At 53.7% G+C, this 12516-nt stretch carries 11 protein-coding genes; 8 read left to right on the plus strand and 3 right to left on the minus strand.

From position 1 onward, the window contains the following. Window positions 1-37 precede the first annotated feature (37 nt). On the plus strand, window positions 38-1009 hold the full coding sequence (locus tag F7231_RS14975; RefSeq protein WP_166692478.1) for an aldo/keto reductase: 972 nt from the start codon (window positions 38-40) through the stop codon (window positions 1007-1009). A gap of 67 nt (window positions 1010-1076) precedes the next feature. Here F7231_RS14975 and F7231_RS14980 read toward each other — a convergent pair whose 3' ends face one another. Further along, complete coding sequence (locus F7231_RS14980; RefSeq protein ID WP_166692479.1) at window positions 1077-1784, minus strand: SDR family oxidoreductase; 708 nt, start codon at window positions 1782-1784, stop codon at window positions 1077-1079. A 101-nt stretch (window positions 1785-1885) separates the two neighbouring features. Here F7231_RS14980 and F7231_RS14985 point away from each other — a divergent pair, with 101 nt between their 5' ends. After that, window positions 1886-2809 (plus strand): EamA/RhaT family transporter, encoded by a 924-nt coding sequence (locus tag F7231_RS14985; protein WP_166692480.1) that lies wholly within the window; start codon window positions 1886-1888, stop codon window positions 2807-2809. Between the two features lie 100 nt (window positions 2810-2909). Further along, window positions 2910-4301, plus strand: a complete 1392-nt coding sequence (locus F7231_RS14990) for a S8 family peptidase (RefSeq protein ID WP_166692481.1) — start codon at window positions 2910-2912, stop codon at window positions 4299-4301. Window positions 4302-4374: 73 nt separating this feature from the next. On the opposite strand, the gene F7231_RS14995 is transcribed toward F7231_RS14990, so the two are convergent. Continuing rightward, window positions 4375-5349 (minus strand): Gfo/Idh/MocA family protein, encoded by a 975-nt coding sequence (locus F7231_RS14995; protein WP_166692482.1) that lies wholly within the window; start codon window positions 5347-5349, stop codon window positions 4375-4377. Window positions 5350-5863: 514 nt separating this feature from the next. Here F7231_RS14995 and F7231_RS15000 point away from each other — a divergent pair. The 5 genes from F7231_RS15000 to F7231_RS15020 all read left to right on the plus strand — a co-directional run bounded on the left by F7231_RS15000 (window position 5864) and on the right by F7231_RS15020 (window position 12112). Continuing rightward, window positions 5864-7123 carry an efflux RND transporter periplasmic adaptor subunit gene (locus F7231_RS15000; protein WP_166692483.1) on the plus strand — a complete coding sequence of 420 codons (1260 nt, stop codon included), beginning with the start codon at window positions 5864-5866 and terminating at the stop codon, window positions 7121-7123. Window positions 7124-7302: 179 nt separating this feature from the next. Then, window positions 7303-8748 carry a TolC family protein gene (locus tag F7231_RS15005; protein ID WP_166692484.1) on the plus strand — a complete coding sequence of 482 codons (1446 nt, stop codon included), beginning with the start codon at window positions 7303-7305 and terminating at the stop codon, window positions 8746-8748. Window positions 8749-8829: 81 nt separating this feature from the next. Next, window positions 8830-9597: an ABC transporter ATP-binding protein gene (locus F7231_RS15010; RefSeq protein ID WP_166692485.1), complete on the plus strand. Its 768-nt coding sequence runs from the start codon at window positions 8830-8832 to the stop codon at window positions 9595-9597. A 12-nt stretch (window positions 9598-9609) separates the two neighbouring features. Next, a complete protein-coding gene (locus F7231_RS15015) occupies window positions 9610-10857 on the plus strand; it encodes an ABC transporter permease (protein WP_166692486.1) in 1248 nt (415 codons plus the stop codon). Between the two features lie 73 nt (window positions 10858-10930). Further along, window positions 10931-12112 carry an ABC transporter permease gene (locus F7231_RS15020; RefSeq protein ID WP_166692487.1) on the plus strand — a complete coding sequence of 394 codons (1182 nt, stop codon included), beginning with the start codon at window positions 10931-10933 and terminating at the stop codon, window positions 12110-12112. 45 nt (window positions 12113-12157) lie between these two features. Here F7231_RS15020 and F7231_RS15025 read toward each other — a convergent pair whose 3' ends face one another. Further along, window positions 12158-12481: a four helix bundle protein gene (locus F7231_RS15025; protein WP_310589339.1), complete on the minus strand. Its 324-nt coding sequence runs from the start codon at window positions 12479-12481 to the stop codon at window positions 12158-12160. Window positions 12482-12516: the final 35 nt, after the last annotated feature.

Consider the following 12516-nt stretch of genomic DNA (forward strand, 5'->3'; position numbering starts at 1 on the left):
ACAGCAAACGTCAAACTACAAACATCAAACTTTTTATATGCAATACAGGACATTTGGCCGTACAGGCTGGCAAGTAAGCGAAATCGGCTATGGCATGTGGGGTCTGGCCGGTTGGACCGGTTCCGACAAAGCCGAAGTACTGCGTGCCCTTCAACGCTCGGTTGAACTGGGCTGTAACTTTTTCGATACGGCCTGGGGGTATGCGGAGGGGGTTAGCGAGCAGATTCTGGGGCAATTGTTGAAAGATAACGCCGACAAGAAACTGTATGCCGCCACAAAAATTCCACCCAAAAACCGGGTATGGCCATCACGAGCTGACTTCTCGATCGATGACGTTTTCCCGCCCGATTATATTGTCGAGTACACCGAGCGCAGCATGAAGAACCTGGGTGTCGAGCAAATCGACCTCATGCAGTTTCACGTTTGGGAAGATGCCTGGGCGGAGCGGGACGAATGGAAGGAAGTAATCGAGCAGTTGACGAAGGCCGGTAAAGTAGCCGCTTGGGGCTTATCAGTTAATCGCTGGGAGCCGGATAACTGCCTCAATACCCTTCGCACCGGCCTGATCGATGGCGTACAGGTGATCTACAATATTTTCGATCAGAACCCCGAAGACAACCTCTTCCCACTTTGCCGTGAACTCAACATCGGCGTGATCGCCCGCGTCCCGTTCGACGAAGGTACGCTCACAGGTACGTTCACGAAAGAGACGACTTTCCCGGCCAACGACTGGCGGTCGACATATTTCGTGCCCGAGAACCTGAACAGCAGCGTCGACCATGCCGATGCGCTGAAACCGCTGGTTCCACAAGGGATGACGATGCCGGAAATGGCCCTACGCTTCATTCTGGCTAACCCTGATGTGGCAACAACCATCCCTGGTATGCGCCAGATTCGGAACGTAGAAGCCAACTGCGCCGCCAGCGACGGAAACGCCCTGCCCGCCGAGCTACTAGCTGAGCTAAAAGGCCACCGCTGGGATCGCACCCCAACGGAGTGGAGCCAGTAGAGCGAGTTGAGCTTGTGGATTGGGCTGACGTATGAGCGTTCGCCGCGTCAGCCCAATCTACTAGGCATTAATAGTCCTGCTCCAGCGGGTGCACCATGAACTCGTCGATGACCACGTGGGCAGGGCGGCTAACGATGAACAACATCGATTCGGCCATGTCTTCACTTTGCAGCCAGCCTTTCGACGTCTCGTGGCCGTGGCCTTTGGCGTGGAAATGCGAATCGACCAGACCCGAGTATACACCCGTAACCTTAATGCCATTGGCACGTACCTCTTTCCGAAGGGCTCCCATGAAGGCTTCCTGCGCATATTTGCTCGCTGTGTAGAGCGATCCACCGGCAAACGTGCGCTTGGCTACGTCAGAGGCGACCACCACAATGTGGCCGCTGCCCTGTGCTTTCAGCGCTGGCAAAGCGGCTTTCGTCAGCAGGAATGTGCCTTTTACGTTGGTGGCCATCACCGAATCCCATTCATCAACGCTGATCTCATCTACGTTTTTGAAAACGCCGTAGCCTGCGTTGTTAATCACTACGTCAATGCGGCCGAAACGGTCGAGTGCCGTTTGAACGACCTGCTCCATATCTGCTTCATTGGCCACGTCGCCGGGTACAACGGCGATTTTTCCATTTCCTTCGGCTTCGAGTGCACTTAGTTCGTCGGCGTTACGGGCTGTGGCCACTATGTTCGCGCCGTTTTGGGCCAGCAATAAAGCGGTGGCCCGGCCAATTCCCCGCGATGCGCCGGAGATGATGATTGTCTTGTTATCGAGGGTCATAAATGCGGTTGTTTATGGGTACGTTGCACGCGCCGCGCGTCTGTACGCTATTGTGCAAAGATGCGCTGTAACTTGCCGCCCGTGTTTATTCCGTCTAAAAAATGATCTACCTCCTCGCCAGCATCCTGCTCTCGGTGATGTTGCTTCTCAATTTCCGCCTGTTTCCACGCTATAACGTCAATACCGTGCAGGCCATTAGCCTTAACTACATCGTCTGCTTCCTGACCGGGTACGCTCTGCTACCGACCGATGTCCCGTTTACGGTCGATTTCAGCCAAACTTGGACCTGGGTGGCGCTGGGCATTGGCGTAGCGTTCGTCGTTACATTTCTGCTGTCGGGCGAATCAACCCAACGCAATGGTATCACAGCTACCTCGCTGGCTAACAACCTATCGCTGGTTATTCCGGTCTGTGTCAGCCTGTTTGTTTTATCAGGTACGTCGGCCCAAGCGTTTGATGGATGGAATTACCTGGGTCTGGCGCTGGCGGTAGTGGCGGTGGCGTTGAGTACCTACAAAAAATCGGCCGATGAAGCGCAGGCGACACCCGGCCACGCCAGCAGGAGCGGTCTGGTTGCGCTGCTGCCGGTGGCTGTTTTTCTGATGTACGGGTTCACCAACACCATGATCAACTACATGAACGTAGCCTACATCGCTACGCTGGGTATCAACCCCGTTGTGGTAACGCTGACCATGGTGATTGGCGCTATTGCGGCAGGTATGGTGCTGTTTGTCTTCCGTCTGGTAACCGGTCAGGACCGATTCGAGGCACGGAACCTGATTGGCGCATTCACGCTGGGTGTCCCCAACTTTTTAAGTTTCTACACGCTGGTGCTGGCGCTGTCGGCCTTTAGTGGCAATGGGGCGCTGGTTTACCCACTTTATAACATCGGTGTTATTCTGGTGGCCGCCGGGGTCGCCGCGCTGTTCTTTCGGGAAAAGTTACTGGCTATCAATAAAATTGGCCTGGCCTTGGCCGTGGTAGCCATCGGGTTGATATCCTGGCAGAAATTTTGTGGTATGTAGTAGTCTGAGGAGAAAAAATATGATTGCTTGTGAATGTGGTCATAGAAATCAGACATATTATTCATAAGTTACGGTTACAAAATTTTAACAAACGTCCTACATGAAAAGCACAGTTTACACAGGCCAGCGGCTGCTGGCTGCCTTGATTTGTTGTGGTGTATTGTACAGTTGTCAGCCTAAGACTGACTTGTTGCCTACGCAAGCCGGGCAGGCGCGCGTTGGAGCAGAAGGAAAGTATGTGGCCGGTGAGGTCATCATTAAATTCAAGGCCGACGTCAGCGACGAGAAAATGCAGAAAGCGCTCGATAAGATGAAAGTCACCAAGGCCGAGAAGATTCTGACGAAAATGATGGAGAAGGCTGGTCAGAAAAATGGGATAGTGCTGGCCAGCGTATCTACCGACGTGCTGGATGCGATTAGCCAGTTGGAAACCCTTCCGGAGGTTGAGTACGCCGAGCCCAATTACATTTATACGACCGATGCCACTTCAAATGACTCCTATTTTACGAATGGATCGCTCTGGGGCATGTATGGGTCGAGTACATCACCGGCTAACCAGTATGGAAGTCAGGCGGCAACGGCCTGGGGTAAAGGACAAACGGGTTCTGGTAGCGTCATCGTTGGCATTATCGACGAAGGGTGGATGAATACCCATACTGATTTGGCAGCCAACAAATGGGTTAATCCGTACGAGACAGTCGATGGAAAAGACAATGATGGTAATGGCTATATCGACGATATAAATGGCTGGGATTTCGCCAGCAACAACTCGTCTATTTATGACGGAGCCGCAGACGACCACGGTACACACGTGGCCGGCACGATTGGGGCCGTAGGCGGCAATGGTACTGGCGTGGCTGGCGTGTGCTGGAACGTAAAAATGATCGGTCTGAAATTTTTAGGTGCTAATGGTGGTACCAGTGCCAACGCCATCAAAGCCATCGATTACTTAACCGACATGAAGACCCGCCACTCAGCCCTCAATATTGTGGCCAGTAATAATTCATGGGGCGGCGGCGGTTTCTCACAGGCCTTGCAGGATGCCATTGGCCGCGCCAATAATGCGAATATCCTGTTTGTGGCCGCAGCTGGTAATGGCGGTTCAGACGGCGTTGGCGATAACAATGATGCGGTAGCCAACTACCCCTCTAACTACCCTAACGCGAACGTCATTGCTGTTGCGGCTATTACTTCATCTGGCGCTAGGTCTAGCTTCTCCAATTACGGGGCTACAACGGTTGATATTGGCGCACCGGGATCAGGAATCTGGTCAACGGTGCCCAACTCAAGCGGTGCGTCAAGTTATGCCTCATACAACGGTACGTCGATGGCGACCCCACACGTAACAGGTGCCGTGGCGTTATACAAGTCGCTGTACCCAACGGCAACAGCGGCTCAAATCAAGTCGGCTATTCTTAGTAAGGCGGTGCCTACGTCTTCGCTGTCGGGTAGGTGTGTCACAGGCGGGCGACTGAGTGTCTCTTCATTCTAACGCTGACTCATAGAGATTGCGCGAAGGCCGGGCTAAACAGTCCGGCCTTCGTTATGTATATGGGCGTGCGTGTTCAGGAAGCCGTTATCCAGTCGAGGACGCGGCTGGTACGGGCACCTGTTTCGCCAGTGCTGGGGCAATGGCCCTGACCGCGCAAATCGTTGACCAGTAGTTCGATCAGCGGCTGTTGCACGTGCGTAGGAAAAGGCACTGTCATGGTTTCTGTGCCTGCCGCCGTCTCGACGGTGATGACGAAATTTTCGAAGAACGAGAACGTGATTTTGCCCTCAGAGCCAATTAGCTGTGTTTGCTCAAGGCGTTGTTCTTTATTTACGGTGAAGCACCAGCTCCCAGTACCTAGCACGCCTGATTCGAAGGCAAACGTACCCACTACCATATCGTCTGCTTCGTATAAACCCGCCTGATTTCGTGCCATACCATTGGCCGATGTGATGGGGCCAAGCAGGTAATCGAGGAAATCGAATTGGTGTGCGGCGAGGTCGTGAAACAGCCCGCCGCCCGAAATGGCCGGCGACACCCGCCAGTTGGGCTGTGCCCCCACTTCGCGCTCGTCGGGCTGCCAGTTGAGTTGGATAGATACCGCCCTGATAGTACCGACTACCCCGCTGTCGACGAGTTCTTTGACCCGCAAAAAGTAGGGGAGAGCACGCCGATAAAAGGCTACGAATAGCGGCACCCCCGTTTCGCGACTGACCTGGTTCATCGTGTCGCACTCAGCGGTATTCAGCGCCATTGGCTTCTCAACGTATACAGGCTTGCCCGCACGCATGGCCCGAATGGCGTAGTCGGCGTGGCTGCTGGGCGGGGTTGCCACATACACCGCATTTACGTTGGGGTCGTTGATCAGGGCATCAGCGTCGGTGTACCAGGTGGGTACGTTGTGCCGGTTGGCATAATCGGCCGCTTTCTCAGCGTCGCGCCTCATCACGGCCACCAGCGATGAATGCGACACTTTATTAAACGCCGGGCCACTTTTCACTTCGGTCACGTCGCCGCAACCGATAATACCCCACTGTACTGTTTCCATTCGATTCCTGCGTGTTTTATTGGAAAAGCACATTGCTGCTTGGTTTACCGTGTTTTGTGCATGCCGTGCTTCGCGCTCATCGCATAATAAGCGACAATATCCTTGTATTGATTCCCTGAGTTGAGCCAAGACTTTGGCCCCGTCAGGAGCTTCACAACGTAGCGTCGGTAGATAAGGAGTGATAAAACAGCACATCCAGCGTGCCGCGGTTACGCAACCGAGTTTTGTAGCGTACCTACGGCACGCAGAAAATTGGGGTGCATTGTTGGTTTCTACCGATGCTGCGCCGTGAATCCCCGAACGGGGCTAACATACGTTGCTGCCCCCAGGCCGAAGCGTGCGATCCTATCGCCATCGGCAAGGATAACAGATACACACTTGCTGTGCGAATTCGCACCGGATGTGCTTTTTCGCACAGAATACCACGAATAGAATGAGGTCAATCGTCTACTAGCCAATTAGTTAACGGTTGGCACGTCGTTGGCAACCAGTATAGGCAAAATGCGTATGCTGTATGGATCGTGAACTGGCCCCTGAATTACTTACCCGCTCCCGCCGAAAGCCCTGGCTCGTTGGGCTGATTGCCTTGCTTGGACTGGTTGGAGTGGTTCTTGGTGCCCGGTCGCTCCTGAAAACGTCTGTCGATGCCGCCAAAATCCGGACGGCAGTGGTGCAGACGGGGGCCGTCGAAAATACATTGAACGCTACCGGCGAGATCATTCCGGCTTATGAGCAGATCATGACCAGCCCCATTCGGGCCAGCATCCGTCGGGTGCTGCTAACGCCCGGTGCGCGGGTACGTCCCGGTCAGCCGTTGGTAGAACTGGATAAGTCCCTGACGCAGATCGAATACGAAAAATTACAGGATCAACTGGCATTGAAGCAAAACGGGATCGAGCAACTCAGGATGAAGCTCGACAAGAACCTGTACGATGCCGATGTGAATGATCAGGTCAAACTGCTGAATATCAATAAATTGACTGCCGAAGTAGACAACGCCCGCCGATTATTGAAAGTGGGTGGTCAAACGCCCGAAGATGTTACCCGCGCCGAGAATGCCCTGCGCATCGCTCAACTCGAAAAGAAGCAGTTGGAAAACGATCTGGACTATAACCGCAAGTCAATGGGTGCCAGCCTGCGCGAGTCGCAACTGCAGGCCCGGATCGAAGGGACCAACCTGAAAGTATTGGCCCAGAAACTTCGCCAAGCCGATATTCTGGCCGACCGGGCTGGCGTGTTGACCTGGGTGAACGAGAACGTTGGCTCGGCGGTGAATGAGGGCGAGATGCTGGCGAAAGTAGCTGACCTGGGCAGTTTCCGGGTCGAAGCATCATGCTCCGACACCTATGCCGATCAGCTTCGCGCCGGGCAGCCCGTCATCGTCCGCATCAACGAAACCGATCTGCGGGGGCTGATCACGCAGGTAAAGCCATCGGTGCAAAACGGCACCATCAAGTTCGCCGTGAGTCTCGATGATAACAATAACGCGTCGCTACGGCCCAACCAGAAAGTGGAGGTATTCGTGGTGACGAATCGTACGGCAAATGCCATGCGGGTTGCCAACGGACCCGCTTTTAAAGGTAAACGCCGCCAGTTCGTCTACGTGATGGGGAATGATAACGTCGCCCGTCGGCGCGACGTAGAGATCGGCCTGACCAACTTCGACTGGGTGGAGATCAAAAGCGGCCTGCAGCCCGGCGACAACGTAATTCTGACCGACCTGAGCGATTACGAGCACCTCGAACAACTCACGATTGATCCAGCGAAGCCATGAAGACGAACGTGAAAGCTAGTGTTGATTTGGGGAGTATCACTTTTTGCGCCAAGCCGAAACGTCGGACTGCCTTCGACAGGCTCAGGGGGACAGGCGACCCAGGTACGTTGACGATACCCTTGAGTAGGCTTGTCACTCGGAGCCTGTCGAAGGGTCATGCGAAAGCAATACGGGCAATCATGCTCTTTTTCGTTCTCCTCGCCAACGTACCCAGCTTCGCCCAACCAGTAAAGCTAACGCTGGACGAGGTGGTGAACCTGGCGCGGGAACAGTCGATTGCAGGGAAGCAGGCAGCTACGTTAAAGAAGACAAACTACTGGAAATACCGCTCGTTTCTGGCTGACTTCAAGCCACAACTGAGTCTGGATGGCTCACTACCCGGTTTTACGCGCTCATTCATTCAGGTGCAGCAACCCGACGGTACCATCGCCTTCCAGCCCGTATCGCTCAATAACTCGCTGCTGAATCTGTCGCTGAGCCAGAATATTCCGCAAACGGGCGGGTCCATTTACGTGCAGCAGCAACTCCAGCGATTCGACAATTTCCTGAATCGGTCTACGCTGTACAACGGCATTCCGTTCGCCTTTGGCATCAGTCAGCCGCTGTTTCGGTTCAACCAGATGAAATGGGATCGACGCATTGAGCCGCTACGGTATGCCGAGAGCAACCAGCAATACATCGAAGCGATGGAACAGGTGGCGCTGGATGCTACGGGTCTGTATTTTGATCTGCTAGTGGCGCAGGTAAACCTGCAGATTGCCGAGACCAACCGGGCCAACAACGATACGCTCTATACCATTGCGAAACACAAGCTGGAGATTGGAAAAATCTCGCGCAATGACTTGCTGCAACTGCAACTGAGCGTGCTGAATGCTCGCAAAGACCTAGCCTCGGCCCGGCAAAGCGCCGAAGTCGCGTCGTTGAAATTGCGATCGTACATCAATATCCAGACAACGACCAGCGAGGTACGTCCCTTTGACCTGGTTATTCCCGATCAGGTACGTTCGTTCGACGTTGACCTGCAGCAGGCGCTGGCCGAGGCATTTGCCAACCGGTCTGACGCCATCGGATTCCAGCGCCGGCGGCTTGAAGCGGATCGGGATGTAGAGAAGGCACGCAAAGAGAACGGTATCAACGCCACCCTCAACGCCGATTTTGGCCTGACGAACCGGGGAAGCCGACCTATCGACGTCTACATTCAGCCGCAGGACCGGCAGTCGGTTATCCTTCAGTTTATCGTACCTATCATGACTTGGGGGCGGGCGCAGGCCCGTACCGAAACGGCCCGCGCCAATCAGCAACTGGTTGTACAAACCGTTGAACAGGCCCGACGCACGTTCGAACAGCAGATCTACACACAGGTGACACTGTTAGATATGCTTCGGCAGCAGGTAAAACTCACCGCCGAAGCCGACCAAATTGCCCAAACCCGTTACCAGATTGCCCAGGAGCGATTTCGCCTCAGCGACCTGACCGTGACCGACCTCGGCATTGCTACCCAGGACAAAGACCGCGCCCGCCGCGACGCCATTTTGGCCCTCCGCGACTACTGGCAGTCTCACTATACACTCCGTTTATTGACCCTTTACGATTTCGATACGAACCAGAAATTGCAGGGAGCGTAGGGCTGGAAACTTGGGGCAGAAGCTCTGCATGCCCAAGTCATGAACCCCAAGCCCCCAGCCCTACGCCCCCTGCCCACTCACATGATCACGCTCACAAACATCGAAAAAGTGTACCGCACCAGCTCCATCGAAACGCTGGCGCTGACCAACATCAACCTGACCATCAAATCGGGTGAATTTATCTCTATCATGGGGCCTAGCGGCTGCGGAAAGTCGACGCTGATGAACCTGATGGGCCTGCTGGATGCGCCCAGCGCTGGCCAGGTGCAAATTGACGGGAAAACCGTGACGCAGTACCGCGATAAGGAACTAGCCCTGCTGCGCAACCAGCAGATCGGCTTCATCTTCCAGAGCTTTCACCTTATCAACGACTTGTCGGTGCTCGATAACGTGGAGATCCCGCTGCTATATCGGAAGGGCGACGCGACGGGTGCATCACGTCGGCAACTGGCGCAGGAGGCGCTGGAAAAAGTGGGCCTGAGCAACCGGATGAAGCACTTTCCCGGCCAGCTTTCCGGGGGGCAGAAACAACGTGTCGCCATTGCCCGCGCCATTGTCGGTCGCCCGTCGATTATTCTGGCCGATGAACCAACCGGTAACCTCGACAGCGCGATGGGCAACGAGATCATGGCTATTCTGCAGCAACTGAACACAGAAGGTAGCACGATTGTGATGGTCACGCACGACGAAACGATGGCCAAAAAAACGCACCGTCTGATCCGACTGTTTGATGGCGCAATGGTGGGGGATTCATTGCTGGGGGTAGGGAGCTTGGCGCAAGGGGTGGCGCTGCCTAGCCATTCCCCGTCCCCCAGTTCTGCGCCTTCGAACCTTAACCCACAGCCCTAACCCCCCAACCCTATGCTCACGAACTACATAAAAATAGCCTGGAAGGTGTTGCTTCGGCATCCGTTCTACACCTTCATCACCCTCTTTGGCATTAGCCTCACGCTGACCGTTTTGATGGTGTTGACCTCGTTTCTCGACCACCTGTTCGGCACACATTACCCTGAACTGAAGCGTGACCGGTCGATTTATATTCAGATGATGACCCAACTAGATTCGACCCATAGCGGTCGAACGCAGGGCCCTATGAGCTTCAAGTTTCTGACCAAACACGCCAAAGCATTGAAATCGGCTGAGCGGGTTACGATCTGCTCGATGTTCAATGCCTCGAACGCGTATGTCGGGTCGCAGAAAATTGATCTGAGCACCAAGTACACCGACGCTGATTTCTGGCGGGTAACTGACTTTGATTTCCTGGAAGGCAAACCCTACAACGAGCAGAATATTGCCAACGGTGATTACGTAGCGGTGATTACCGATGATTTCAGAAAGCAGTATTTCGAAGACCCGTCGGAGCCGGTGATTGGGAAGGATGTGGAGATCGAAAACATCCACTACAAGGTAATTGGCGTGGTGAAAGGCAGTCCGATCACGCGCATATTGACGCACGCCGACGTCTATTTTCCGTACACCGCCCCCAAGAGTAATTACCAGACTACGGGTATGCGGGGTAATTACATTGCCATTGCTCTGGCAAGCGACAAGGCCGGCATGAAGACGATTAATGACGAATTTCAGGGCTTCATCAAGCGCATTCCGGTGCCGGGTGACCAGTATGGATTCAAATATTACGAAGTGGTTGTCAAGAGCCTGCCCTATCTGGAAAGTTTCGTTGGTGCTTTTGCCGATGGTGATAGCGGCCTGAAAACCATTTTCTACGGCGTTGTCGGGTTCATTATGCTCATGCTGATGGGACTACCGGCCATCAATCTGGTCAACGTGAACGTGAGCCGAATCCTGGAGCGGGCGTCGGAAATAGGCATTAGAAAGGCCTTTGGCGCACCCATTCGTACGCTGCTCTGGCAATTCATTGTCGAGAATATTTTCATCACCCTCATTGGTGGAGCCATTGCGCTGGTGCTGACGCTGATTGCCATTTCGCTGATCAACAACAGTGGCTGGATTGCCCATGCCGACCTGACCATTAACGTAACGGTCTTCCTGGTCAGCCTGGGTATCTGCCTGGTATTCGGACTCCTGTCGGGTGTATTGCCCGCCCTGCGCATGTCAAAACTCAATATTGCCGAAGCGTTAAAAGCGTAGGGCTTAAGGCTGGCGGCTTAGGGTGAAATGCCCTGCCCCATGCCCCCAGCCCCTTCCCCCAGCTCCAAAAATTATGATCCGTCATCTGTTTACCCTCATTTGGAACAAGAAGCGTGCTCACTCACTGTTGATCATTGAGATCTGGGCCTCATTTTTGGTCTTGTTCGGGCTGGCTTCGTTGCTGGTCTATAACCTCAGAAATTACCGCGAACCGCTGGGTTTTTCTTACGAAAATGTCTGGGTCATAGACCTGAACAATAACCAGGATACCACCGATGTAGGTGGGAAAGTGCAGCTCCTGATGCAGCGGATCAACGCCTATCCGGAAGTAGAGTCAGCGTCGCGCATGAGCGATAACTCACCGTTTTCGGCCAATACCATGAACAGCAATGTTGACCGCGGTAAACGAAAAACGATGATGGACTTTTACGTAACCGACGAAAATTTTGTCAACGCACTGGACATGCAGCTAAGTGCGGGCAGATGGTATACAGCCGCCGATAGCGTTGGGAAGTACCGGGCCGTTGTGATCAACCAGAAGGCAAAAGAAAAATTGTTCGACGGAGAAGATCCGATCGGGCAATTGCTAGGCGAAAAACCCAAGGAGAATGATGGTTCACGGCAAATGAAGATCATCGGTGTAGTCGACAATTTCAAAGCTAAAGGTGAGTTTATGACCAACAAACCGGCTCTTTTTCAGCAACTGAGCGCCAATGAAACGTACTACAAAAAGATCCTGGTCAAGCTAAAGCCGGGTACGGATGCCGTTTTTGAAGCAAAGCTGGTAAAGAACATTACGGCTATGGTTACCGGCTGGAGCGTCGATGTGGACCACCTGACTGAGTCGCGTAAAAATCAGCATAACCTCACGCTGGTGCCTGCCATTATCTTCGTGATCGTGTGCAGCTTTTTGCTGATCAACGTGGCGCTCGGCCTGTTCGGTGTGTTGAATGTGAGCATCACCCGCCGCCGGGGCGAGATCGGGCTTCGTCGGGCGCTGGGTGCCACCGAAGGGTCAATTTCGTGGCAGTTTGTGGGCGAGATGTGGGTGCTGGCTACTTTTGCACTAGTGCTGGGGCTCATACTAGCCTGTCAGTTTCCGCTACTCAACGTCTTCGACCTCGCTTCCAGTGTATACGTAATAGCCATCATCATCGCCGCCCTGATCGTGTACCTGCTCGTCACGCTCTGCGCCCTCTTCCCCAGCCGACAAGCTGCCACGATTCAACCCGCGGTGGCGCTTCATGAAGAGTAAGAAAATGCTTGGAGCTTGGGGCGGGGGGATTGGGCTCTGCTCATTTTAGGACGGGGGTGGTAGGAGCGATTTCTGAAAGTTATTGATTTTGCGACTTAGTTCATCCAGATCATTGAAGATGCGTTGCTTCGTTTCAACACTGACATAGTTTCTGCGTTGCACAACGATCAATATGTTAGCACATTCGTAGCAAGACCGGCGGGCATAGTTTAGAAATTGATAAAATTCCTTCTTTGACGTTGAACCGGACCCCTCAGCAATGTTATTAGAGATACTCATACCGGCGCCTCGTAATTGTTCAGCAAACCGAAATAGTTTTCTGTTCTCCAACGAGTCAGAAATATCAAATAGGTTATCGCCAAGGTCAATGGCTCGCTACCAAATTTCAAGTCCTTCAAATCTAA

Origin of the sequence: Fibrivirga algicola, assembly GCF_011742925.1 — a bacterium.
Classification (GTDB): Bacteria; Bacteroidota; Bacteroidia; order Cytophagales; family Spirosomataceae; genus Fibrella; species Fibrella algicola.

Coding starts and splice junctions, on each gene's coding strand:
- F7231_RS14975 (WP_166692478.1), top strand. CDS start 38: ATGCAATACAGGACATTTGGCCGTACAGGCTGGCAAGTAAGCGAAATC.
- F7231_RS14980 (WP_166692479.1), bottom strand. CDS start 1,784: ATGACCCTCGATAACAAGACAATCATCATCTCCGGCGCATCGCGGGGA.
- F7231_RS14985 (WP_166692480.1), top strand. CDS start 1,886: ATGATCTACCTCCTCGCCAGCATCCTGCTCTCGGTGATGTTGCTTCTC.
- F7231_RS14990 (WP_166692481.1), top strand. CDS start 2,910: ATGAAAAGCACAGTTTACACAGGCCAGCGGCTGCTGGCTGCCTTGATT.
- F7231_RS14995 (WP_166692482.1), bottom strand. CDS start 5,349: ATGGAAACAGTACAGTGGGGTATTATCGGTTGCGGCGACGTGACCGAA.
- F7231_RS15000 (WP_166692483.1), top strand. CDS start 5,864: ATGGATCGTGAACTGGCCCCTGAATTACTTACCCGCTCCCGCCGAAAG.
- F7231_RS15005 (WP_166692484.1), top strand. CDS start 7,303: ATGCTCTTTTTCGTTCTCCTCGCCAACGTACCCAGCTTCGCCCAACCA.
- F7231_RS15010 (WP_166692485.1), top strand. CDS start 8,830: ATGATCACGCTCACAAACATCGAAAAAGTGTACCGCACCAGCTCCATC.
- F7231_RS15015 (WP_166692486.1), top strand. CDS start 9,610: ATGCTCACGAACTACATAAAAATAGCCTGGAAGGTGTTGCTTCGGCAT.
- F7231_RS15020 (WP_166692487.1), top strand. CDS start 10,931: ATGATCCGTCATCTGTTTACCCTCATTTGGAACAAGAAGCGTGCTCAC.